Origin of the sequence: Serinicoccus shuyuelongi, from assembly GCF_045032955.1 — a bacterium.
Lineage (GTDB): Bacteria > Actinomycetota > Actinomycetes > Actinomycetales > Dermatophilaceae > Ornithinicoccus.
On the sequence record NZ_JBJFZU010000014.1, the window covers coordinates 22,008 to 45,991 of the forward strand.

Sequence of the window (23,984 nt, forward strand, 5' to 3'; positions counted from 1 at the left end):
CCCTCGTCCGCCCGGCCCCGGTCAGCCCAGGGCCATGGCGAACGAGACCAGCACCGGGGCCACCAGCAGCGCCGGGAGCAGGTCCGCGACGGGCAGCTGCCGGACGGCCAGCAGCCGCAGCGCGATCCCGATCAGCAGTACGCCCCCGACGGCCGTCAGCGCGGCGATGTGCGCTTCCGGCACGACCGCCCCCAGCCCGAACCCGAGCAGGGTCAGAGAGCCCTGCACGACGGCCACCGAGACCGCCGAGAGCAGCACGCCGACGCCGAAGGTGGAGGCGAAGGCGAGCGCGGCGAAGAAGTCCAGGGCCGACTTCAGCACCAGCTGGTCGATGCCCTGCCCGAGCCCGTCCGAGAGGGACCCGAGGATGGTCAGCGGGCCGACGCAGAACAGCAGCGAGGCGGTCAGCCACCCCTCGATGAACCGCTCACGGGCACCGGGTCGCTCCCCGGCGGCCTCGCCGCCACGGGCGACGAGGCGCTGGACCCGGTCGGCCAGGCCGGCCAGCCGCTCCTCGATCCGCAGCAGGGACCCGATGATGCCGCCCAGCACCAGGCTGCCCAGCACGATCAGCACGGGCACCCCGCGGCCGACATCGGCCTCCAGCACCGGGGAGGTCATCTCCAGCGCCGAGACGAAGGCCACCACCAGGGTGACCAGCCCGAGCGAGTCGGTGACGACCGTGCGGACCCTGGCCGGCAGCCGGTGCCCGGCCGCCATCCCGAGGGTCCCGCCGAGGAGCACCGCGACGACGTTCAGCGCGGTCCCCGCGCCGGGGAAGAGGGTGTCCACCGACGGCGTGGCTCAGCGCGCCGGCGGCTGGTCGCGCACGGCGCACGTCAGCCGCGCGGTGCAGACCCGCTCCCCGTCGTCGTCGGTGACGACGACCTCGTAGCTGGCCACCGAGCGCCCCAGCGACAACGGGGTCGCCACCGCGGTCACGGTGCCGGTGCGGACCGCCCGGTGGTGGGTCGCGTTCAGGTCGATCCCGACGGCGATCCGGCCCGGTCCGGCGTGGGTGGCGGCGGCCACCGAGGCGACTGTCTCGGCGAGCGCCGCGGAGGCCCCGCCGTGCAGCAGCCCGTAGGGCTGGGTGTTGCCCCGGACCGGCATCGTCGCGACGGTGCGCTGCGCGGAGACCTCCATCAGCTGCATACCCATCCGTTCGGCCAGGTCCCCCCGGGCGACGTCGGGCTGCGGGGACGCGGGGTGTGGGGTGTCGGTCATGGGACATAGGCTGCCATGCGTGAGTCGCTTGCTGCTGCTGGACGGACATTCCCTCGCCTACCGCGCGTTCTTCGCGCTCCCGGTGGAGAACTTCTCCACGACCACCGGGCAGAGCACCAACGCCGTGTACGGCTTCACCTCGATGTTGATCAACCTGCTGCGGGACGAGGCACCGACCCACCTGGCGGTCGCCTTCGACGTCTCCCGGCAGACGTTCCGCACCCAGGAGTACGCCGAGTACAAGGCCGGACGGGCGACGACCCCCGACGAGTTCCGCGGCCAGGTGGACCTGGTCAAGGAGGTGCTGGACGCCCTGCGGATCACCCATGTCGAGGTGGACGGCTTCGAGGCGGACGACGTGCTCGCCACCCTCACCTCACGGGCCCGGGAGGAGGGCATGGAGGTGCTGATCTGCTCCGGGGACCGGGACGCCCTGCAGCTGGTCGACGCCCGGACCACCGTGCTCTACCCGCGCAAAGGTGTCTCCGACCTCGCCCGGATGACGCCGGAGGCGGTGCAGGAGAAGTACGGGGTGCCGCCCGAGCGGTACAGCGACCTGGCGGCCCTGGTGGGGGAGTCCAGCGACAACCTGCCCGGGGTCCCGGGGGTGGGCCCGAAGACCGCGGCCAAGTGGATCGGCCAGTTCGGTGACCTGTCCGGGATCGTCGACCACGCGGACCGGCTGACCGGCAAGGCCGGCCAGTCGACCCGCGACCACCTGGACCAGGTGCTGCGCAACCGCCGGCTGAACCAGCTGGTGGCCGACGTCGACCTGCCGGTGGGGATCGCGGACCTGGAGACCCGGGGGTGGGACCGCGAGGAGGTCCACCGGGTCTTCGACGGGCTGGAGTTCCGGGTGCTGCGGGACCGGCTGTTCGCCACCCTGGAGTCGGCGGAGGAGGAGGCCGAGGACGGGATCGAGGTCAGTGGGACCCTGCTGGAGCCGGGGACCCTCGACGCCTGGGTGCAGCAGCACGGGGCCCCCGGTCTCCGGCTGGCGGTGGTCGTCGAGGCAGGTCCGCGCACCCCGGCCGGGCCGGGTGAGGCGACCGGGCTGGCGCTGGCCGGGGAGGCGGACGCGGCCTACCTGGCGCTGCCCGCGAGCGACCCGCAGGACGAGCAGGCGCTGGCGGCATACCTGGCGGACGCCGAGCGGCCCAAGGTGCTGCACGACGCCAAGGCCCAGGTGGCCTCGCTGGAGGCGGTCGGGCTGCCGGTCGAGGGCATCGTCAGCGACACCGCGCTCGCCGCCTACCTGGACCGTCCCGACCAGCGGTCCTACGACCTGGCCGACCTGTCGCTGCGGCACCTGCGGCGGGAGCTGCGTCTCGGCGCCGGTGACGAGCAGACCGCACAGTCGCAGGGCGAGCTCGACCTCGACCTCGGCGAGGGCGACGGCGACGAGGCCGCCGCGCGCTCGGCGATGGTGCACGCGCGTGCGGTGCACGACCTGTCGGTCGTGCTCGACGACGAGCTGGCGGACGAGGAGGAGCGGCACCTGCTGCAGCAGGTGGAGCTGCCGCTGGTGGGGGTGCTGCGGCGGATGGAGCAGGCCGGGATCGCCATCGACCTGCCGGCCCTGGAACGGCTCGAGCAGGAGTTCGCCGACGGTATGCAGCAGGCCCGCCAGGACGCCTGGGAGGCCATCGGCGACGACACCGTCAACCTGGGGTCGCCCAAGCAGCTGCAGGTGGTGCTCTTCGAGACGCTGGGGCTGCCCAAGACCCGGCGCACGAAGACCGGCTACACCACCGACGCCGACGCCCTGGCCGGTCTCTACGCCCAGACCGAGCACCCCTTCCTGGAGGCCCTGCTGCGGCACCGGGACAGCACACGGCTCCGGGTCACCGCCGAGGGTCTGATCAAGTCCATGGCCGACGACGGCCGGATCCACACCACCTTCCAGCAGACGATCGCCGCGACCGGCCGGCTGAGCTCCACCGAGCCCAACCTGCAGAACATCCCGATCCGGACCGCCGCCGGGAGGCGCATCCGGGAGATCTTCGTGGTGGGCGCGGACGCCTCCCGAGGGCTCACCTACGACACCCTGATGTCCGCGGACTACAGCCAGATCGAGATGCGGATCATGGCGCACCTGTCGGGCGACGCCGGGCTGATCGAGGCGTTCGCGGCGGGGGAGGACCTGCACCGCTTCGTCGGGTCCCGGGTCTTCGGGGTCGAGCAGGACGAGGTCACCCCGGAGATGCGTTCCAAGGTCAAGGCGATGAGCTACGGCCTGGCCTACGGGTTGTCCGCCTTCGGGCTGTCCAAGCAGCTGGGCATCTCCACGGCCGAGGCCAAGGACCTGATGGAGGAGTACTTCCAGCGCTTCGGCGGCGTCCGGGACTACTTGCGCGACATCGTCGACGAGGCGCGTCGTACCGGCTTCACCGAGACCATCCTCGGCCGCCGCCGGCACCTGCTCGACCTGACCAGCGACAACCGGCAGCGTCGGGAGATGGCCGAGCGGATGGCCCTGAACGCGCCCATCCAGGGGTCGGCCGCCGACATCATCAAGGTGGCGATGCTGCGCACCGAGACCGCGCTGCGGGAGGCCGGGCTGGCGACCCGGATGCTGCTGCAGGTGCACGACGAGCTGGTGCTGGAGGTCGCGCCCGGCGAGCAGGAGCAGGTCGAGGCCCTGGTCCGCGCCGAGATGGGGGCCGCCGCCGACCTCACCGTGCCCCTGGAGGTCAGCGTCGGGGTGGGCCGGACGTGGCACGAGGCCGCCCACTGAGCCGACCCGCGTCGTCGCTGGTCAGCGGCGCTGATAACGATGTGGGCACAATTCGGGCGCGATGTGCTCCGGGTGCTTGTGCAGTGTGGGTGACCGACCTAGGTTCAGCCTACGCGTGGCGCGCAGCCACGCACCTGTGACGAAGGAGCACCATGAGCCCAACGAGATCACGTCCCCGCGCCGCCGTGACGGCACGAGGCATCGCAGCACTGGCGGCGACCACGCTGCTGCTGGCGGCGTGTGGGGGCGGCGACGCCGACGCCGAGGCCGGAGGCAGCACCGACGAGGGTGAGAGCGAGCAGGCCTCCGGCGAGGCCGGCGAGCGCGACCTCACGCTCGAGGTCGGCACCGTGCTGCCGCAGACCGGCGCGCTGGCCTTCCTCGGTCCGCCCGAGGAGGCCGGTGTCCTGCTGGCCGAGAAGCACATCAACGAGGCAGACCTCGGGATCACCGTCAACGTCACCCTCGGTGACTCCGGTGACCCCGACAACCGCGCCTACGCGACCACCGTCCCCCAGCTCCTCAACGACGGTGTCCAGGTGATCGTCGGGGCCGCCTCCTCGGGGGTGTCCAAGCTGTTCATCGACGAGGTCGTGGCGGCCGAGGTCCTGATGATCTCGCCGGCGAACACCTCGCCCGAGTTCACCGACTGGGACGACGACAACCTCTACTGGCGCACCGCGCCCTCGGACCTGCTGCAGGGGGAGGTGCTCGGCAACATGATCGCCTCCGACGGGGTCCAGAACCTGGGCATCCTCTACCTCAACGACGCCTACGGCACGGGGCTGGAGGCACAGCTGACGGAGACCTTCGAGGCCGCCAACGGTGCGATCGTCGCCTCCGAGTCGTACAACGCCGGGGACACCACCTTCGACGCCCAGATCTCCTCGATCATGGCGGAGAACCCGGACGCGATCGCGCTGATCACCTTCGACGAGGCGAAGACGATCATCCCGGCGATCGACGCCGCCGGGTTCGACACCGGCAGCCTGTACTTCGTGGACGGCAACATCGCGGACTACAGCGAGGACTTCGACGAGGGCCTGCTCGAGGGCTCCAAGGGGACCCAGCCCGGGCCGGACCTGGGTGACGACTTCCGCGACCAGCTCAACGAGGTCTGGACCGAGGCCGGCAACGACGAGCTGAGCGACTGGAACTACGCGGCCGAGTCCTACGACGCCGTGGTCCTGGCCGCGCTCGCGGCGCTGGCGGCCAACTCCGTCGAGGGCCCCGAGATGGCGTCCAAGATGCAGGAGGTCTCCGGTGGTGCCGGTGAGGGTGAGACGGTGAGCGACTTCGCCGAGGCCGCGCAGATCATCGTCGACGGTGGCGTGGTCGACTACGACGGTCCGTCCGGTCCGATCTCCTTCGACGAGAACGGTGACCCGACCGAGGCGACCATCGGGATCTTCGAGTACGACGCCAACAACCAGCTGGTCCGCCAGAACTGAGCACGGCGTGACGAAGGCCCCCGGGACCACGGTCCCGGGGGCCTTTCGCCGTGCACGGTGGCCGGCCCTGGCAGGGGCGGCTCGCGAACGGCCGTCAGTGCGTGTCGGTGCCGGTGTCCTGACCGAGGGTGCCCAGGTACAGACCGATGACCTTCTTGTCGTGCAGCAGCTCCCGGCCCGGCCCGGTGTGCGCGTCCCGGCCCTGGTCGAGGACGTAGGCCCGGTCGCAGATCTGCAGGCAGCGGCGGGCGTTCTGCTCGACCATGATGGTGGTCACCCCGGCCTGGTTGATCGAGGACACCCGGATGAAGGCGTCGTCCTGGCGCACCGGGGACAGCCCTGCCGAGGGCTCGTCCAGGAGCATCACGTCGGGCCGCATCATCAGGGCGCGGGACATCGCGACCATCTGCCGCTCGCCACCGCTGAGCGACCCGGCGACCTGGCCGAGGCGGTCCTTGAGGGCGGGGAAGATGTCCAGCACGAACTCCAGGCTCTCCCGGACCGCGGCCGGCCGCTGGTATGCCCCCATCTCCAGGTTCTCCTGGATGGTGAGGGTGGGGAAGACGTTCTCCGTCTGCGGCACCAGGCCGACCCCCTTGGCCACCAGCTGGTTGGCCTTGAGGTTGGTGATCTCCTCGCCGCGCAGCCGGATCGCTCCCTTGCGCACCTTGACCAGGCCGAAGATGGCCTTGAGCAGCGTCGACTTGCCGGCGCCGTTGGGGCCGATGATGCCGATCAGCTCACCGTCGTAGGCCTGCAGGTTGGTGTCCGTGAGGATGTCGATGCCGGGCAGGTAACCGGCGGTGACCTGCTGGACGTCGACCACCGGGGTACGCCCCTCGGGCGCGCCGGGGGCCGGGCTGGTGGTCTCCTCGAGGCTCTGGCTCATCCGACCCGGTTCCCCTCTTCGTCGTAGCGGCCGGTGATGACACCGATGTCCTGGTCCAGGTGGCTGCCGAGGTAGGCGTCGATGACGGCCTCGTTCCGCATGACCTCGTCCAGTGGACCCTCGGCCACGACGCGACCCTCGGCCATCACCACCACCCAGTCCGCGATGTGCCGGACCATGTGCATGTCGTGCTCGACGAAGAGCACGGTCATCCCCTGCTGCTTGAGGTTGAGGACGTGCTCCAGCAGGGACTGCACCAGGGCCGGGTTCACCCCGGCCATCGGCTCGTCGAGCAGCACGAACTCCGGCTCGGTCATCAGGGCGCGCGCCATCTCCAGCAGCTTGCGCTGACCGCCCGAGAGGGAGGCGGAGAAGTCGTCCTTCTTGTCCAGCAGCCTGAAGCGCTCCAACAGCTCCAGCGCCCGCTGCTCGATCTCACGCTCCTGGCGGCGCCACAGGAAGGGCAGCACGCTGAACAGCAGGCTCTCGCCCTTCTGCCCGGTGGCACCGAGCTTCATGCTCTCCAGCACGGTGAGCCGCTGCAGCACCTTGGTGAGCTGGAAGGTCCGGACCTGGCCCATCCGCGCCGACTTGAAGGCGGGGACCCCGGCCAGCGCGCGTCCGTTGAACTGCCACGACCCGGAGTTCGGCCGGTCGAAGCCGGAGAGCAGGTTGAACAGGGTGGTCTTGCCCGCCCCGTTGGGTCCGATCAGGGCGGTGATCGCGTGCCGCGGGATCTCCACGTGCTGCACGTCGACGGCGGTGATGCCGCCGAAGGAGCGGGAGATGTCGTCGGCCACCAGGATCGGGTCCCGCTTGGGCACGCCGGGGACGGCAGGGCCGGTGGCCAGGTCGTGGTCCGGGTGCACCGGCGTCTCCGTCGGTGGGGTCGGAGGCTGCTCACTTGACAAAGGTCATCTCCTTCTTCTTGCCCAGGATGCCCTGTGGTCGGAACGCGACCAGCAGCATGAGGGCGACACCGACGATGATGAACCGGACGTACCCGGCCTGGGTGGCCGTCATCGGCAGCCAGCCCTCGCTGGCCATCGCCGGCAGCACACCGGCCAGGAAGGCCATCAGCCCCCAGTAGAGGACGGCCCCGAGGATGGGCCCGAAGAGGGTCGCCGCACCGCCGAGCAGCAGCGCGGTCCAGACGAAGAAGGTCAGGCTCGGCAGGTAGTACTGGGGGATGACCGCGGCGGGGAGGGCGATGACGACACCGCCGAGCGCCCCCAGCACCCCACCGAAGATCAGCGCCTGCATCTTGTAGAGGTAGACGTTCTTGCCCAGCGACCGGACCGCGTCCTCGTCCTCCCGGATGCCCTTGAGCACCCGCCCCCAGGGACTGCGCATCACCAACCAGACCGCCAGCACGCCCACCACGACCAGGCCGAGGCCGAACAGCCTGACCCACCACTGGTCGGCGGTGAAGGTCCATGCGCCGACCCCGTAGGTGCCGTCGGGCAGGGGGTTGGCCTCACGGAAGCCGGCGTGGTAGCCGCCGAGCCCGTCCGCGGAGTTGGTGTACGCCTCGAAGAGCCGCGTCTGGAAGAGCAGCCGGACGATCTCCGCGGCCGCGATGGTCACGATCGCGAGGTAGTCCGCGCGCAGCCGCAGGGTGGGTATGCCGAGGATCACCGCGAAGATGACGGCACCCACGATGCTGATCCCGATCGCCAGCCACCAGGGGAGGCCGAACGACAGGATCGAGATGGCGTAGGCATACGCGCCGATCGCCATGAAGCCGGCCATCCCGAAGTTGAGCAGCCCGGCATACCCGAAGTGCACGGCCAGGCCGAGGGCCGCCAGCATGAACCCGATGGTCTCCGGGGACAGGATGAAGCTGGCCGTGTTGTTGAGGATGGAACCCCAGTCCATGTCAGGTCTCCCTTGCCGCTAACCGATCCGCTCTCGTCGGCCCAGGATCCCCTGGGGCCGGACGAGAAGGATGAGGATGAGGACACCGAGGGCGCCCACGTACTTGATGTCCGAGGGGAGCCAGAGGGTGGAGACCTCCACGAGGATCCCGATGACGAGGGCACCGATGAGGGCGCCGAAGGCGGTGCCGAGCCCGCCGAGGCAGACGGCGGCGAAGATGAGCAGCAGGATCTGCACGCCCATGTCCCACTTGATCCCGGGCCGGAAGTAGGCCCACAGGACACCGGAGAGACCGGCGAGCGCGGCACCGGCCATCCAGACGATCCGGGTGACGGCCTCGACGTCGATGCCGCTGGCCGAGGCGAGGGCCCGGTTGTCGGCCACCGCCCTGGTGGCCTTGCCGGTCCGGGTGCGCTGCAACCAGAGGGCCACCGTCACCAGCACCACGACGCTGATGCCCATGCTCACCATGTCGATGGTCGAGAGCCGGATCGGGCCGATGATCTGGTGCCGGGTGCCGCCGGCCCCGGGCAGCTGGTAGGTGCTGCCGCCGATGAAGTACTGGAAGACGTAGCGCAGGGCCAGCGAGAGGCCGATCGTCAGGATCATCATCTGCACCAGGCCGATCCCTCGTCGGCGCAGCGGTCGCCAGATGCCGGCGTCGATGCTGAAGCCGAAGGCGGCGCTGGCGACGACCGCGAGCGGGATGGCCACGTAGATCGGCCACCCGGTGAAGACCGAGAAGGCCAACGCCATCACCGCCCCGAAGGTGACCATCTCGGCGTGCGCGAAGTTGGTCAGCCCGGTGGTGCCGAAGATCAGGGACAGGCCGATCGAGGCCAGGGCCAGCATGAGCCCGAAGTTGATCCCGTTCACCAGGCGCTCGACGAGCTGGGCGGTGAAGCTCACCGTCTCGCGCTCCCCCTCGCCGAGGAAGAAGTTCGCTGGCTGGAAGAACTGCGAGGCGTAGGTGACGGTCAGCGGGTTCTCCCCGCTGACGGTGATGCCCTCGGGCAGGCTCTCTTCGTCGATCAGCACCTCGTAGGGGTCCGTGGTGGGCACCCCGATGCGGGCCTGGCCGCGGTCGTCGGTGACCGCCTCGGCCTCGTAGTCACCGCCGGTGACCACCACGCGCACCTCACCCACCGGCGCGTTGTCGAAGCGCACGTTGACGGCGATGTTCTGGTCGTGCTCCTCCAGGGCCACCTGCGAGGGGTCGTCGGTCTCCTGCGCGACCGCGGCCCCGGGCGCCAGCAGGACCAGGCCGAGGAGGAACAGGACGAACAGCGGCCAGGGCGGGCGTCGGCGGGTTCGCCGCCGAGGGGTCGTCAGGTGCACTGGTCCTCCAGCCGGGTCCTGTGAGTCACGGGTGTGCGCCAGGTCACGCACGACAGTCGGACTATAGGCGACCGCCCACCCCTCGGGTAGCGACCGTCGAGGACCGTGTCCGGATCGTGACCAGCGGGTATGCCGTGGCGCCGGCGATCGTCCGGCGGTGGCTCAGCCGTCGTCGGGTCGCTCGCACACCAGGACGGCCGTGCCGGGGAAGATCTCGCCCCGCAGCCGGCTCCAGGACCCCCACTCGTGGTCCCCGTCGGGGCCGGTCGGCCACGGCAGCTCCCGCAGGTCGGTCAGGACCAGGCCGGCCCCGGCGACAGCCCGGACCAGCTCGCCCAGGGTGCGGTGGTGCTCGGTGTAGGTCGCCACCCCGCTGCCGGTCTCCTCGACGTAGGCGGCGGTGTCGAAGTAGCTGTGCCGGGCCACCAGCCCCTCCTCCCCGGGCAGGTCGAGGAAGACCCAGCGGAACGGGTGCGGCAGCGACACCACGCACCGGCCACCGGGGCGCAGGACGCGGCGCCACTCGCGCAGCGCGCTCCCGGCGTCCGGGACGAAGGCGAGGACGCCGTGCGCGGTGAAGACCGTGTCGAAGGAGGCGTCCGCGAAGGGCAACCGGGTGCCGTCGCACTGGAGGTATGCCGCGGCGACCGGCCCGGCCCCGGCCGACCGGTCCAGGCGCCGTGCCACCCGGAGCATCCCGGCGGACAGGTCGGTGCAGAGCGCTCTGGCCCCCTGGGATGCGCACCACCGGGAGCCCTGGCCGGCGCCGCCGCCGACCTCCAGGACGTCCCGGTCGGTGACCGTCCCCAGCAGCCCTAGGTCCTCCTCGGTCCACCCCTCGGGTCCCCAGCACAGCTGCGCATCACCCAGGGCCGACCCGTGCTCGGCGTGGTAGTCCTCGGCCTCGGTGTCCCACCAGCTGCGGGCGGCGCGCACCGATTCCTCGTGGGTGGCGTGGCGGCGGGACACCAGGTCGGGTGAGGGCAGCGGCGCGGGATCCTGGGACGGGTCGGTCACGGCGGCCAGTCTGGCAGCAGCGGACACAGCCGGCGCAGGCGCGGCGGGCGGCCCGTCTTTGACCCGGGACACCGCGCCCCGCTAGGGTGTCAGGGTTCGTCTCGTGTGATCCGGCGTGCCCGGAACGGCGCGGGACCACAGCGCATACGTCCATCCATACATCGTGTCCACAATCGGAGCCCCTACTACATGACTGCCACCACGGCCGACAAGGCCATCTCTCAGATCGCTGTCAACGACATCGGTTCTGAGGAGGACCTGCTCGCGGCCATCGACGCGACGATCAAGAACTTCAACGACGGCGACATCGTCGAGGGGATCATCGTCAAGGTCGACCGGGACGAGGTCCTGCTCGACATCGGCTACAAGACCGAGGGCGTCATCCCCTCGCGCGAGCTCGCCATCAAGCACGACGTCGACCCGTCCGAGGTCGTCACCGTCGGTGACGAGGTCGAGGCCCTGGTCCTCCAGAAGGAGGACAAGGAAGGTCGGCTGATCCTCTCCAAGAAGCGCGCCCAGTACGAGCGTGCCTGGGGTTCGATCGAGCAGATCAAGGAAGAGGACGGCGTCGTCACCGGCACCGTCATCGAGGTCGTCAAGGGTGGACTCATCCTCGACATCGGCCTGCGCGGCTTCCTCCCCGCCTCCCTCGTCGAGATGCGTCGCGTCCGCGACCTCCAGCCGTACGTCGGCAAGGAGATCGAGGCCAAGATCATCGAGCTCGACAAGAACCGCAACAACGTGGTGCTCTCGCGCCGCGCGTGGTTGGAGCAGACGCAGTCCGAGGTCCGCACCACCTTCCTGAAGGAGCTGACCAAGGGCCAGGTCCGCACCGGCACGGTCAGCAGCATCGTGAACTTCGGTGCCTTCGTGGACCTCGGTGGCGGCGTCGACGGCCTCGTGCACGTCTCCGAGCTGTCCTGGAAGCACATCGACCACCCGGGCGAGGTCGTCGAGGTCGGTGACGAGGTCACCGTCGAGGTGCTGGACGTGGACATGGACCGCGAGCGCGTGTCCCTGTCGCTCAAGGCGACCCTCGAGGACCCGTGGCAGACCTTCGCCCGCACCCACGCCATCGGCCAGGTCGTGCCGGGCAAGGTCACCAAGCTGGTGCCCTTCGGCGCGTTCGTGCGTGTCGAGGACGGCATCGAGGGCCTGGTGCACATCTCCGAGCTGGCCGAGCGTCACGTGGAGCTGCCGGAGCAGATCGTCACCGTGGGCGCCGAGGTCTTCGTCAAGGTCATCGACATCGACCTGGAGCGTCGCCGGATCTCGCTGTCGCTGAAGCAGGCGAACGAGGCCGTGGCCGCGGACTTCGACCCGACCCTCTACGGCATGGCCGCCGAGTACGACGACCAGGGGAACTACAAGTACCCCGAGGGCTTCGACCCGGAGACCAACGAGTGGCTGGAGGGCTTCGAGTCCCAGCGCGAAAAGTGGGAGAAGGAGTACGCCGACGCGCACGAGCGTTGGGAGGCCCACAAGGCGCAGGTCGAGGCCGCAGCCGAGGCCGCGGACTCCGACGAGGGTGTCGAGGTGGCCCCGGCCACGACCGCGTCCTACTCCTCCGACGTCCCCGAGGACACCCAGGAGGACGGTGGCGGAACCCTCGCCTCCGACGAGGCGCTGGCCGCCCTCCGGGAGAAGCTCACCGGTAACTGAGCGACCCCCTCGGTCGTCATCACGCACGAGCCCGGCCCCGTCAGGGGCCGGGCTCGTCCGCGTTCCTGGAAATACGCTGTGATAATGTTCCTGCGCATTTCGTAGGCCTTCGACCTGAGCGAACGATCCCGATCCCGCCCCCAGCAGAAAGGCATCCTGTGACATCCCCCTCAGACAGCCCGCCCACGTCCGAGGTCGAGGTCGAGGCCTCACCTCCGGAGGGCAGGTCCGGCCGCGGGCTGGCGCCCAGGGTGTTCTACCCCTCCGCCGTCCTCGTGTTCGTCTTCGTCCTCGCCGCCGCCGTCTTCCCGGAGGCGATGAACTCCGGGCTGGAGAAGGCCAACGAGGTCGTCGTCAACAGCATCGGCTGGTACTACGTGCTGCTGACGGTCTGCTTCGTCGGCTTCAGCCTCTGGCTGGCGATCAGCGACTACGGTCACATCACGCTGGGCAACGACGGCGAGAAGCCCGAGTTCGGCTACATGTCCTGGTTCGCCATGCTGTTCAGCGCCGGTATGGGGATCGGCCTCATGTTCTGGGGCGTCGCTGAGCCGCTGTACCACTTCGCCGGGCCACCCCCGGGGACCGGCGGCGGGTCGGACGCCGACATGGCGAACGCGGCGATGGGCCGGACCTTCCTGCACTGGGGCCTGCACGCCTGGGCCATCTACATCATCGTCGGCCTCGGCGTCGCCTACGCCGTGCACCGCAAGAAGCTGCCGGTGTCCATCCGGTGGGCGCTCAAGCCCATCCTGGGTGACCGGGTGGAGGGGTGGATCGGGGACGTCATCGACGTCGTCGCCATCGTCGGCACGCTCTTCGGTGTGGCCACCTCGCTGGGCTTCGGCGTGGCGCAGGTGGGCGCCGGCATCAGCTTCCTCGGTCTCACCGAGGACGGCAGCGGTGCCTGGCTCCAGGTGGGCCTGATCGCGGCCATCACCGGTGTAGCCACCCTGTCGGTGATGTCCGGTATCGGCAAGGGGATCAAGTGGCTGTCCAACATCAACCTGGTGCTGGCCGGTCTCCTGCTGCTCTTCGTCCTGACGGTGGGGCCGACGCAGTTCCTGCTCAACGACATGGTGCAGTCCCTCGGGTACTACCTGCAGAACTTCTTCTCGATGAGCTTCTCCACCTTCGCCTACCAGGAGGAGGGTCCGTCCTGGCTGGGCAGCTGGACCACCTACTACTGGGGTTGGTGGATCAGCTGGTCGCCCTTCGTCGGGATCTTCATCGCGCGCATCTCCCGGGGCCGGACGGTCCGGGAGTTCATCACCGGTGTCCTGCTGGTCCCGACCCTGCTCACCTCGCTCTGGTTCGTCATCATGGGCGGCACGGCGCTGCACCGCGAGATCGTCGGGGACGGCGGCATCATCGGCGCGGACGGCTCGGTCTCCGAGAACGAGGCCCTCTTCCAGATGTTGGACGGGCTGCCCGGCGGGGCGTTCCTGCCCGGCCTGGCGATCATCATGATCGTCATCTTCTTCGTCACCAGCTCGGACTCCGGGTCCTACGTGGTCGACATGATCGCCAACGGCGGTGACCCGAACCCGCCGGTCTGGAGCCGCGTCATGTGGGCCGTGCTCGAGGGCGCCATCGCCGCGGTGCTCATCGTCGCCGGTGCGGCCTCCGGGGTCGAGGGTGGTGGCCTGGCCTCGCTGCAGACGATGGCCATCATCACGGCGGTGCCGTTCTCGGTGGTGATGATCGGGATCTGCATCTCCCTGGTGAAGGCGTTCATCGCCGAGGACAAGGAGCAGGAACGGGTGAAGCGCAAGGTGCTGGCCCGTGAGCTCGCGCTGGAGGCCGAGGAGATGCAGGCCGCGGTCCCGGGAGAGGGCACCGGCCGCTCCAGCGGCTGACCTGCGGACGGGGCCTGTCCAGGTCCTGAACCACGCCTGACGAGGGTGGCCCGGCCGAGCGGCCGGGCCACCCTTGTCGGTGGCGGGGGATACCGTTGAGGCATGCGACCCACCACGGACCTGCAGCGCACGGTGAACCCCTTCGAGGTGGTCTCCGACTTCCGCCCGAGCGGGGACCAGCCGCGGGCCATCGCCGACCTGGCGCGTCGGGTCGGTGGGGGCGAGCAGGACATCGTGCTGCTCGGCGCCACGGGTACCGGCAAGTCGGCGACGACGGCCTGGCTGATCGAGAAGGTGCAGCGGCCGACCCTGGTGATGGCGCCCAACAAGACCCTCGCCGCCCAGCTCGCCAACGAGTTCAAGGAGCTGCTCCCGAACAACGCGGTCGAGTACTTCGTGAGCTACTACGACTACTACCAGCCCGAGGCCTACGTCCCGCAGACGGACACGTACATCGAGAAGGACTCCTCGATCAACGACGAGGTCGAGCGGCTGCGGCACTCCACGACCAACTCCCTGCTCACCCGCCGGGACGCCATCGTGGTCGCCTCGGTGTCCTGCATCTACGGCCTCGGCACCCCGCAGGAGTACGTCGACCGGATGGCCCGGCTCCGGGTCGGGCAGACCTTCGACCGGGACGAGCTGCTGCGCACCTTCGTCGGGATGCAGTACACCCGCAACGACATGGCCTTCACCCGGGGGACCTTCCGGGTCCGGGGCGACACCGTGGAGATCATCCCGCAGTACGAGGAGCTGGCGGTGCGGATCGAGTTCTTCGGCGACGAGATCGACCGGCTCTACACGCTGAACCCGCTCACCGGCGAGGTGGTCCGTGAGGAGCAGGAGATGTACGTCTTCCCGGCCTCCCACTACGTCGCCGGCCCGGAACGGATGGAGCGCGCGATCGCCGGCATCGAGACGGAGCTGGCCACCCAGCTGGAGACCTTCGAGCGGCAGGGGAAGCTGCTCGAGGCCCAGCGCCTGCGGATGCGCACCAGCTACGACATCGAGATGATGCGCCAGGTCGGCTCCTGCTCGGGCATCGAGAACTACTCGCGGCACATGGACGGGCGGCCGGCGGGCAGTGCGCCCAACTGTCTGCTCGACTACTTCCCCGAGGACTTCATGCTGGTCATCGACGAGTCGCACGTGACGGTCCCGCAGATCGGTGCCATGTACGAGGGCGACATGTCGCGCAAGCGGACGCTGGTGGACCACGGCTTCCGCCTGCCCAGCGCGATGGACAACCGCCCGCTGAAGTGGGAGGAGTTCCTGGAGCGGGTGGGGCAGACCGTCTACCTGTCGGCCACCCCGGGGGACTACGAGATGGCCAAGTCGGACGGGTACGTCGAGCAGATCATCCGCCCGACCGGCCTGGTGGACCCGGAGGTCGTGCTCAAGCCGACGAAGGGTCAGATCGACGACCTGCTGTACGAGGTGGGGGAGCGGACCAAGCGCGACGAGCGGGTGCTGGTCACCACCCTGACCAAGAAGATGGCGGAGGACCTCACCGACTACCTGCTCGACAAGGGTGTCCGGGTGCGGTACCTGCACTCCGAGGTGGACACGCTGCGCCGGGTCGAGCTGCTGCGTGAGCTGCGGATGGGTGAGTACGACGTGCTGGTCGGGATCAACCTGCTCCGGGAGGGCCTCGACCTCCCGGAGGTCTCGCTGGTCAGCATCCTGGACGCCGACAAGGAGGGCTTCCTGCGCTCGGCCCGGTCGCTCATCCAGACCATCGGTCGCGCCGCCCGGAACGTCTCGGGGCAGGTGCACATGTATGCCGACCGGATCACTCCCTCGATGGAGCAGGCGATCGACGAGACCAACCGTCGTCGGGAGAAGCAGATCGCCTACAACGTCGAGCACGGGATCGACCCGACGCCGCTGCGCAAGCGCATCGCGGATATCACCGACATGCTCGAGCGGGAGGACGCCGACACCGAGGCCCTGATGGGCAGCGGACGCAGCCAGTCGCGCGGCAAGGGCCGTGGCCGGGGCGCCGCGGTGGCCTCGGGCAGCGCCACCATCGCGAGCAGGACCGGGGACGGTCTGCCGGCCACCGAGCTGGCGACCCTGATCCAGGAGCTCACCGAGCAGATGCACCAGGCCGCCACCGACCTGCACTTCGAGCTGGCGGCCCGGTTGCGCGACGAGATCGGCGACCTCAAGAAGGAGCTCCGGCAGATGCGGGAGGCGACCGGCTGACCCGGCGGGACGGGCGGGTCGGCCGGGACGGACCCGCTCAGACGACCTCGGGCTGGTTCCGTCGCCGGCGCCGCCCGGGCCCGGTCGGACGGCCCAGGACCAGCACGCTGGCCACGACGACCAGGGCCATCCCGAGCAGCTGCGGCAGGGCGAGCACCTGCCCGAGCACGATCAGCCCGGCGAGGGCGGCGGCGGCCGGCTCCAGGCTGAGCAGGACGCCGAAGGTGCCCGAGCGCAGGTGGCGCAACGCCAGCAGCTCGAGGCTGTACGGGATCGCCGAGGACAGCAGCGCGATCCCGAGGCCGAGCAGCAAGGCCTCCGGCGTGACCAGTGCGCTGCCGGCGGTGGCCCAGCCCAGCGGCAGCATCACCACCGCACCCAGCGCCAGGCAGATGGCGATGCCGTCCAACCCCTCGAAGCGGGCACCGGTCCGGCGGCTGAGCACGATGTAGGCAGCCCAGCAGGCCCCGGCGGTGGCCGCGAGCAGGATGCCGGTGATGTCGAGCTCGGCCCACGGGGTGGTGAGGGCCTCCGAGATGAGCAGGACCCCGACCAGGGCCGCGCCGACCGCCAGCAGGTCACGGCGTCGTCGGGACAGCGCCGCCGCGAGGGCCAGCGGCCCGAGGAACTCGATGGTGACCGCGACGCCGATGGGCAGCCGGGTCAGGCTCCCGTAGAACGCGATGTTCATGCAGGTCAGGGCCAGGGCGAAGAGGCTGACGACGCCCCAGTCCGCGGCGCTGCGACCACGGAGCCGCGGCCGGACCAGGGCCCAGAGGATGACCGCCGCCAACGCCAGGCGCAGGGTCACCGACCCCAGGACACCGACCGTCGGCAGCAGGGTCGCGGCGAGGGCGCCGCCGAACTGCACGGAGACGACGGCGACCAGCACCAGCACCACGGGCGGGACCCGTGGCCGGGCCCCCGGCGCGGGAGGCGCCGTCACCAACCGCGTTCCCGCCACCCCGGCAGGTCGTCGCGCTCGGCGCCCAGCGTCGTGTTGTCACCGTGACCGGGGAGCACCAGCGCGTCGTCGTAGACGCCGAAGACTCGCTGCTCGAGGTCGTCCATGAGGCTGGCGAAGTCCTCCGGCGAGCCGGTCTTGCCGGGGCCGCCGGGGAAGAGGCTGTCCCCGGTGAACAGGGTGGTCCGCGCCCCCGTGTCGCCGAGGGTGCCGAGGGCCAGCGCCACCGAGCCGGGGGTGTGCCCGCGCAGCGCGACGACGTCCAGCTCCAGGTCGCCGACCCGGATCCGGTCACCCTGCTCGACACGGATGTCCACCGGGACGGGCAGCGCGTCGGCGTCGTCGGCCCCGGCGACCGTGGTGGCGCCGGTCGCCCGCACCATCTCCGCCAGCGCCTGGTGGTGGTCCTGGTGCCGGTGCGTGGTCAGCAGGGTGTCCAGGGCTTCCGGCCGGTCGGCCGCCCCGTCCTCGGCCAGCAGGCGGTGCAGCCGCGGCGCGTCGTCCGCGGCGTCCACGAGCAGCCGCTTCCCGGTGGCCCTGCAGGTCACCAGGTAGGCGTTGTTGTCCATCGGCCCGACGCTGCACTTGCGGACCACGGCAGGGCCGAGGTCCAGCACCCAGCTCGGGCCACCGGGGGAGACGTGTCCGGTCAGGTCTGCAGAGCTCACGGCGCCGAGTCTAGTGCGGGCATACCTGCTCAGACGGTGAGCGGCCGGTCGGTCGGCCGGATCGGGGCGGGCAGGGTGCTCGTCCCGGTGAGGTAGGCGTCCACCGCCGCGGCGCAGGCCCGGCCCTCGGCGATGGCCCAGACGATGAGCGACTGGCCACGGCCGCAGTCCCCGGCGGCGAAGACGCCGTCCATCGGGGTGGCGAAGGTGTCGTCCCGCTCGTAGGTGTTGACCGGGGTGCGGGGCAGGGTGCCCGAAGGCGCCGCGCTCTCGTCGGGACCGACGAAGCCCATGGCGAGCAGCACCAGCTGCGCCGGGATCTCCCGCTCGCTGCCCTCGATCGGCTGGAAACGACCGTCCTCGAACCGGCCGTCGACCATCACCACACCGCGGACGGCGCCGTGCTCGTCACCCAGCACCTCGACCGTGGAGACGCCGTAGGACCGTTCACCGCCCTCCTGGTGGGCCTCGGAGACCTTGTAGAGCATCGGGTAGGTCGGCCACGGCTGGTGCTCGGGACGCTCGTGCGGCGGGGTGGTCATGATCTCCAGCTGCATGACCGAGCGGGCACGGTGCCGGTGCGCGGTCCCGAGGCAGTCGGCCCCGGTGTCACCGCCACCGATGATGATCACGTCCTTGTCCTCGGCGTCGATGCCGCGCGGGTCACCGAGCGCCTCCCTGTTCGCCGGGACGAGGAAGTCCATCGCCGGGTGCACACCGTCGAGGTCCGCACCGGGGACCTGCAGGCCCCTGGGGACGGTGGACCCGGTGGCCATCACCACCGCGTCGAAGCGCTTGCGCAGCTCCACCAGGGACAGGTCGTCCGGTCCGTCACCCCCGATGGTGACCCCGGTGACGAAGCGGATGCCCTCGCCGCGCAGCTGGACCAGCCGGCGGTCCAGGACGGACTTCTCCATCTTGAACTCGGGGATGCCGTAGCGCAGCAGCCCGCCCACGGCGTCGGAGCGCTCGTAGACCACCACGGTGTGGCCCGCCCGACCCAGCTGCTGGGCGGCGGCCAGGCCGGCCGGACCGGAGCCGACCACCGCGACGGTGCGCCCGCTCAGCCACTCCGGCTCCTGCGGGCTCACCCGCCCGTTGGAGAAGGCGCGGTCGATGATCGAGACCTCGATCTGCTTGATGGTCACCGCGGGCTGGTTGATGCTCAGCACGCAGGACGTCTCGCACGGGGCGGGGCACAGCCGACCGGTGAACTCGGGGAAGTTGTTGGTGGCGTGCAGGCGTTCGATCGCCTCGGCGAAGTTCGCCCGACGGGTGAGGTCGTTCCACTCCGGGATGAGGTTGCCCAGCGGGCACCCGGTGTGGCAGAACGGGATGCCGCAGTCCATGCACCGGCTCGCCTGCCGCTGCAGCACCGAGGTCTCCTGCTCCCCGTGCACCTCGTTCCAGTCCATGATCCGGACCGGGACGGGACGCGAGGGACGGTCCTCACGGTCGCGGTGGTTCAGGAAACCTTTGGGGTCAGCCATGAGAGTCCTCCAGGATGAGCTGCCAGGCGTGCGGGCCGTTGGGGTCGTCGCCGCGCTCCTCCGCCTCGCGGCGGATGCGCAGGACGCTGGCGTACTGGCGTGGGGTGATGACGGTGATCCGATGTGCCCAGTCGGGGTCGGAGAGGAGCTGCTCGGCGACGCTGCTGCCGGTGAGCTCGCGGTGCTCCTCGATCAGGGCCCGCACCTCCTCGGTCCGGTCCGTCTCGGCCAGCGGGAAGAGGAGCAGGTCGCCGTTGGCCGTGGCCAGCGGGTTCAACCGGTCCTGCTGCAGGTCCAGGACGAAGGCGCTGCCGCCGGACATCCCGGCACCGATGTTGCGGCCGGTGCGACCCAGGATGAGGGCCCTGCCGCCGGTCATGTACTCCAGCGCGTGGTCGCCCACGCCCTCGACGACGGCGGTGGCCCCGGAGTTGCGCACGCAGAATCGCTCGCCGACGGTGCCGCGCAGGTTCACCTGCCCGGCGGTGGCGCCGTAGCAGATGACGTTCCCGGCGATCACCTGGTCCATCGCGACGAAGGGCGCGTCCTCGGAGGGGCGGACCACGATCCGACCGCCGGACAGGCCCTTGCCGACGAAGTCGTTGGCGTCACCGACCAGGCGCAGGGTGGCACCGGAGGGCAGGAAGGCGCCGAACGACTGCCCCGCCGAACCGGTGAAGGTCAGGTCGATGCATCCCTCCGGCAGCCCGTCCGGGCCGGCGGCCACGGTGATGTGGTGCCCCAGCAGGGTGCCGACCGTCCGGTTGACGTTGGTGATAGGGAAGTGCCCGGTCACCGGGGTGCCGTCGCGGAGCGCGGGGCCGGCGAGCTCGACAAGCTGGTTGTCCAGCGCCGCCTCGAGCCCGTGCTCCTGGGTGGTGGTGCACCGCCGCGAGGCCCCCTCCGGGATCGCGGTCATGTGCAGGATCGGCGCCAGGTCGAGACCGTCGGCCTTCCAGTGCTCGACCGCGGCGGAGGTGTCGAGCAGGTCCGCCCGTCCGATGACCTCGTCCAGGCTGCGGTAGCCGAGCCCCGCGAGCAGCTCACGCACCTGCTGGGCGACGAAGGTGAAGAAGTTCACCACGTGCTCGGCCTTGCCGGTGTACCGCTCCCGCAGCTCGGGGTTCTGGGTGGCGATCCCCACCGGGCAGGTGTCCAGGTGGCAGACCCGCATCATGATGCATCCGGAGACGACCAGCGGGGCGGTGGCGAAGCCGTACTCCTCGGCGCCGAGCAGCGCGGCCACCAGCACGTCCCGCCCGGTCTTGAGCTGCCCGTCGCACTGCACGACGATCCGGTCCCGGAGACCGTTCTTCAGCAGCGTCTGCTGGGTCTCGGCCAGACCGAGCTCCCACGGGGTGCCGGCGTGCTTCAGCGAGGTCAGCGGGCTGGCGCCGGTGCCCCCGTCGTGGCCGGAGATCAGCACCACGTCCGACTTGGCCTTGGCCACCCCGGCCGCGACCGTGCCCACCCCGATCTGGCTGACCAGCTTGACGTGCACGCGCGCCTTCGGGTTGGCGTTCTTCAGGTCGTGGATGAGCTGCTTGATGTCCTCGATCGAGTAGATGTCGTGGTGCGGCGGCGGCGAGATGAGCCCGACGCCGGGGGTCGAGTGCCGGGTGCTGGCCACCCAGGGGTAGACCTTGCCGGGCGGCAGCTGGCCCCCCTCGCCTGGCTTGGCGCCCTGGGCCATCTTGATCTGGATGTCGTCGGCGTGCACCAGGTACGGCGAGGTCACCCCGAACCGTCCGGAGGCGACCTGCTTGATCGCGGACCGTCGCTCGGGGTCCAGCAGCCGGTCGACGTCCTCTCCGCCCTCGCCGGTGTTGGACTTGCCGCCCAGCCTGTTCATCGCGATCGCCAGCGTCTCGTGCGCCTCCTGCGAGATGGAGCCGTAGCTCATCGCGCCGGTGGCGAAGCGTCGGACGATGTCGCTGACCGGCTCGACCTCGTCGACGTCGATCGGTTCCCGGTCCGGGTTGGTCCGGAACAGCCCGCGCAGGGTCATCAGGTCACCGGCCTGCTCGTCGACCAGGTCGGTGTACTGCTGGAAGATGTCGTAGCGCCCCTGCCGGGTGGCGTGCTGCAGCCGGAAGATGGCCTCCGGGCCGAAGAGGTGCGGCGGCCCCTCGCGGCGCCACTGGTACTCACCGCCGATGGTCAGCGCCCGGTGGTAGGGCGGGATGCCGGAGAGCGGGTAGGCCACCGCGTGCCGGCGTGCCACCTCCTCGGCGATGACGTCCAGGCCCACCCCGTCGATCTGGCTGGTGGTCCCGGTGAACCACCGCTCGACGACGTCCCGGGACAGGCCGACGGCCTCGAAGGTCTGGGCGCCGCGGTAGGAGGACACCGTGGAGATGCCCATCTTGGACATGACCTTCAGGACGCCCTTGCCGAGGGCCTTGATCAGGTTCCTGATCGCCACGTCCGGGTCCAGGCCGTCCAGCACCTGGCCGGAGGAGCACAGGTTCTCCACCGACTCCATGGCCAGGTACGGGTTGACGGCGGCGGCGCCGTAGGCGACCAGCAGGGCGACGTGGTGCACCTCGCGGACGTCTCCGGCCTCCACCAGCAGCCCCACCCGGGTACGGGTGTTGTTGCGCACCAGGTGGTGGTGCACCGCGCTGGTGAGCAGCAGCGACGGGATCGGTGCCTGCTCCCGGTCCGCGTGCCGGTCCGAGAGCACCACGAAGAAGGCGCCCCGGGCCACGGCCGCGTCGACCTCCGCGCAGATCTCCTCGAGGCGGTGCTCGAGCGCCTCCGCCCCGAGGTCCACCCGGTAGAGGCCGCGGACCACGACGGGGGTGAACTCCGGGTGCTCGCCCTCCAGGTTGATCCGCCGCAGCTTGGCCAGCTGGTCGTTGTCGATCACCGGGAAGGGCAGCACGACCTGCCGGGCGTGCTCGGGGGTCTCCGAGAGCAGGTTCGGCTCCGGGCCGGTGGAGCCCTCCAGCGAGGTGACGATCTCCTCGCGGATCGCGTCCAGCGGCGGGTTCGTCACCTGGGCGAAGGCCTCGATGAAGTAGTCGAAGAGCAGCCGGGGCCGGTCGGAGAGGACCGCGATGGGGGTGTCGGTCCCCATCGCGCCGATCGGCTCGGCGCCGGCCTGGGCCATCGGCGCCATGATGATGCGCAGCTCCTCCTCGGTGTAGCCGAAGATCTGCTGCCGCCGGACCACCGAGGCGTGCGTGTGCCGCACGTGCACCTGGTCGGGCAGCGACTCCATCCGCACCAGGTGCTGCTCGAGCCACTCCCGGTAGGGCTGGCGGGCGGCCAGGTCGCGCTTGACGGCGTCGTCGTCGAGGATCTCGCCCCGCTCCAGGTCGACGAGGAACATCCGTCCCGGTGCGACGCGTCCCTTGCGCACCACCTTCTGCTCCGGGACCGGCAGCAGGCCCGACTCGGACCCGAGGATGACCAGCCCGTCGTCGGTGACCCAGTAGCGGGAGGGACGCAGGCCGTTGCGGTCCAGCACGGCCCCCACCTGGGTGCCGTCGGTGAAGACCAGGTTGGCCGGCCCGTCCCAGGGCTCCATGAGCATCGAGTGGTACTCGTAGAAGGCACGCAGGTCGGGCTCCATGGCGGCGTTGTTCTCCCACGCCTCCGGGATCATCATCAGCACCGCGTGCGGCAGGCTGCGCCCACCCAGGGCCAGCAGCTCCAGCACCTCGTCGAAGGTCGCGGAGTCGCTGGCCTCCGGGGTGCAGATCGGCAACGCGTCGTCGAGGGGACCCGGGAAGAGGTCGCTGCGCAGCTGGGACTGGCGCGCCCGCATCCAGTTGCGGTTGCCCTTGACGGTGTTGATCTCGCCGTTGTGCGCGATCATCCGGTACGGGTGGGCCAGCGGCCAGGACGGGAAGGTGTTGGTCGAGAAACGGGAGTGCACCACCGCCAGCGCGCTGGTGAACCGCTCGTCCAGCAGGTCGGGGAAGTACGCCGGGAGCTGGTTCGTGGTCAGCATCCCCTTGTAGGTGAGGGTGCGCGTCGACAGCGACACCGGGTATGCCGGGGTGCGCCGCTCGATCCGCTTCCGGGTCAGCCAGACGCGGCGTTCCAGCTCCAGGCCCTCCTCGTCCGGGGCCTCCGGTCCCGCGGCGACGACGAGCTGGCGCATCACCGGCATCACCGACAGGGCCGTCGGTCCGATCATGTCGCTGACGACCGGGACGTCGCGCCAGCCCAGCAGGCTCAGGCCGCCGTCGGCGACGATCTGCTCGACCTGCGCGGCCACCTCCTCGGTCGCGCCGTCGCCGGGCAGGAACAGGATGCCGACGGCATACCGGCCCGGGTCGGGGAGCTCGAAGGGGAGGACCGCGCGCAGGAAGCCGTCCGGGATCTGGGTGAGGATGCCGGCCCCGTCACCGGAGTTCTCCTCCGAGCCGACGGCCCCGCGGTGGTCCAGGTTGTGCAGGGCGGTCAGCGCCGAGGAGACGATGTCGTGCCGGGGCACGCCGTCCAGGGTGGCGACGAAGGCCACCCCGCAGTTGTCGTGCTCGTGCGCCCCGTCGTAGAGCCCCTCGGGTGCGGCCCCGGGGACGGGGCGCAGCGCGGCAGGGGTGCGGTGGTGCGGCTCGGTCATGGGTTCACCGGTCTTCG

At 70.6% G+C, this 23,984-nt stretch carries 16 protein-coding genes; 5 read left to right on the forward strand and 11 right to left on the reverse strand.

The window, feature by feature from the left end; all coding sequences use genetic code 11:
- Window positions 1-21: 21 nt before the first annotated feature.
- Both ACI3EY_RS15445 and ACI3EY_RS15450 read right to left on the reverse strand, forming a co-directional pair.
- Complete coding sequence (locus ACI3EY_RS15445) at window positions 22-792, reverse strand: DUF554 domain-containing protein (RefSeq protein ID WP_405041020.1); 771 nt, start codon at window positions 790-792, stop codon at window positions 22-24.
- 12 nt (window positions 793-804) lie between these two features.
- Window positions 805-1,227 carry a PaaI family thioesterase gene (locus tag ACI3EY_RS15450; protein ID WP_405041021.1) on the reverse strand — a complete coding sequence of 141 codons (423 nt, stop codon included), beginning with the start codon at window positions 1,225-1,227 and terminating at the stop codon, window positions 805-807.
- Window positions 1,228-1,246: 19 nt separating this feature from the next.
- Between ACI3EY_RS15450 and polA the strand changes: the two genes are divergently transcribed.
- Window positions 1,247-3,964, forward strand: coding sequence for a DNA polymerase I (polA, locus tag ACI3EY_RS15455; RefSeq protein WP_405041022.1), 2,718 nt, complete (start codon window positions 1,247-1,249; stop codon window positions 3,962-3,964).
- Window positions 3,965-4,116: 152 nt separating this feature from the next.
- A complete protein-coding gene (locus tag ACI3EY_RS15460) occupies window positions 4,117-5,415 on the forward strand; it encodes an ABC transporter substrate-binding protein (protein ID WP_405037363.1) in 1,299 nt (432 codons plus the stop codon).
- A gap of 94 nt (window positions 5,416-5,509) precedes the next feature.
- Here ACI3EY_RS15460 and ACI3EY_RS15465 read toward each other — a convergent pair whose 3' ends face one another.
- The 5 genes from ACI3EY_RS15465 to ACI3EY_RS15485 all read right to left on the reverse strand — a co-directional run bounded on the left by ACI3EY_RS15465 (window position 5,510) and on the right by ACI3EY_RS15485 (window position 10,537).
- The gene (locus ACI3EY_RS15465; RefSeq protein ID WP_405037362.1) at window positions 5,510-6,304 is read right to left on the reverse strand and encodes an ABC transporter ATP-binding protein; all 795 of its coding nucleotides are present in this window, start codon (window positions 6,302-6,304) and stop codon (window positions 5,510-5,512) included.
- Complete coding sequence (locus ACI3EY_RS15470) at window positions 6,301-7,173, reverse strand: ABC transporter ATP-binding protein (RefSeq protein ID WP_405041023.1); 873 nt, start codon at window positions 7,171-7,173, stop codon at window positions 6,301-6,303. Before ACI3EY_RS15470 ends, ACI3EY_RS15465 begins: the two co-directional genes overlap by 4 nt.
- Before the next feature lie 31 nt (window positions 7,174-7,204).
- Window positions 7,205-8,182, reverse strand: a complete 978-nt coding sequence (locus ACI3EY_RS15475) for a branched-chain amino acid ABC transporter permease (protein WP_405037360.1) — start codon at window positions 8,180-8,182, stop codon at window positions 7,205-7,207.
- Between the two features lie 18 nt (window positions 8,183-8,200).
- On the reverse strand, window positions 8,201-9,520 hold the full coding sequence (locus tag ACI3EY_RS15480) for a branched-chain amino acid ABC transporter permease (RefSeq protein WP_405041024.1): 1,320 nt from the start codon (window positions 9,518-9,520) through the stop codon (window positions 8,201-8,203).
- Between the two features lie 162 nt (window positions 9,521-9,682).
- Entirely contained in the window at window positions 9,683-10,537 is an 855-nt protein-coding gene (locus ACI3EY_RS15485) for a class I SAM-dependent methyltransferase (protein ID WP_405041025.1), read from the reverse strand.
- Window positions 10,538-10,726: 189 nt separating this feature from the next.
- Here ACI3EY_RS15485 and rpsA point away from each other — a divergent pair, with 189 nt between their 5' ends.
- The 3 genes from rpsA (at window position 10,727) to uvrB (ending at window position 16,266) form a co-directional block, all read left to right on the forward strand.
- Window positions 10,727-12,199 carry a 30S ribosomal protein S1 gene (rpsA, locus tag ACI3EY_RS15490; protein ID WP_405037357.1) on the forward strand — a complete coding sequence of 491 codons (1,473 nt, stop codon included), beginning with the start codon at window positions 10,727-10,729 and terminating at the stop codon, window positions 12,197-12,199.
- A gap of 158 nt (window positions 12,200-12,357) precedes the next feature.
- On the forward strand, window positions 12,358-14,058 hold the full coding sequence (locus tag ACI3EY_RS15495; protein ID WP_405037356.1) for a BCCT family transporter: 1,701 nt from the start codon (window positions 12,358-12,360) through the stop codon (window positions 14,056-14,058).
- A 102-nt stretch (window positions 14,059-14,160) separates the two neighbouring features.
- A complete protein-coding gene (uvrB, locus tag ACI3EY_RS15500; RefSeq protein WP_405041026.1) occupies window positions 14,161-16,266 on the forward strand; it encodes an excinuclease ABC subunit UvrB in 2,106 nt (701 codons plus the stop codon).
- Window positions 16,267-16,303: 37 nt separating this feature from the next.
- Here uvrB and ACI3EY_RS15505 read toward each other — a convergent pair whose 3' ends face one another.
- Genes ACI3EY_RS15505 through gltB form a run of 4 tightly spaced genes read right to left on the reverse strand, consistent with a single transcriptional unit; the run spans window position 16,304 to window position 23,967 of the window.
- Window positions 16,304-17,215 (reverse strand): EamA family transporter, encoded by a 912-nt coding sequence (locus ACI3EY_RS15505; protein ID WP_405037386.1) that lies wholly within the window; start codon window positions 17,213-17,215, stop codon window positions 16,304-16,306.
- Complete coding sequence (locus ACI3EY_RS15510; protein WP_405041027.1) at window positions 17,209-17,898, reverse strand: MBL fold metallo-hydrolase; 690 nt, start codon at window positions 17,896-17,898, stop codon at window positions 17,209-17,211. Before ACI3EY_RS15510 ends, ACI3EY_RS15505 begins: the two co-directional genes overlap by 7 nt.
- Window positions 17,899-17,927: 29 nt before the next feature.
- On the reverse strand, window positions 17,928-19,388 hold the full coding sequence (locus ACI3EY_RS15515) for a glutamate synthase subunit beta (protein ID WP_405037353.1): 1,461 nt from the start codon (window positions 19,386-19,388) through the stop codon (window positions 17,928-17,930).
- Window positions 19,381-23,967 (reverse strand): glutamate synthase large subunit, encoded by a 4,587-nt coding sequence (gene gltB / locus ACI3EY_RS15520; RefSeq protein ID WP_405037352.1) that lies wholly within the window; start codon window positions 23,965-23,967, stop codon window positions 19,381-19,383. Before gltB ends, ACI3EY_RS15515 begins: the two co-directional genes overlap by 8 nt.
- Window positions 23,968-23,984 lie beyond the last annotated feature (17 nt).

Bases quoted from the DNA above. Each gene is read 5' to 3' on its own strand.
- ACI3EY_RS15475 (WP_405037360.1), bottom strand. From the start codon at position 8,182: ATGGACTGGGGTTCCATCCTCAACAACACGGCCAGCTTCATCCTGTCC.
- ACI3EY_RS15465 (WP_405037362.1), bottom strand. From the start codon at position 6,304: ATGAGCCAGAGCCTCGAGGAGACCACCAGCCCGGCCCCCGGCGCGCCC.
- gltB (WP_405037352.1), bottom strand. From the start codon at position 23,967: ATGACCGAGCCGCACCACCGCACCCCTGCCGCGCTGCGCCCCGTCCCC.
- uvrB (WP_405041026.1), top strand. From the start codon at position 14,161: ATGCGACCCACCACGGACCTGCAGCGCACGGTGAACCCCTTCGAGGTG.
- ACI3EY_RS15450 (WP_405041021.1), bottom strand. From the start codon at position 1,227: ATGACCGACACCCCACACCCCGCGTCCCCGCAGCCCGACGTCGCCCGG.
- ACI3EY_RS15460 (WP_405037363.1), top strand. From the start codon at position 4,117: ATGAGCCCAACGAGATCACGTCCCCGCGCCGCCGTGACGGCACGAGGC.
- rpsA (WP_405037357.1), top strand. From the start codon at position 10,727: ATGACTGCCACCACGGCCGACAAGGCCATCTCTCAGATCGCTGTCAAC.
- ACI3EY_RS15515 (WP_405037353.1), bottom strand. From the start codon at position 19,388: ATGGCTGACCCCAAAGGTTTCCTGAACCACCGCGACCGTGAGGACCGT.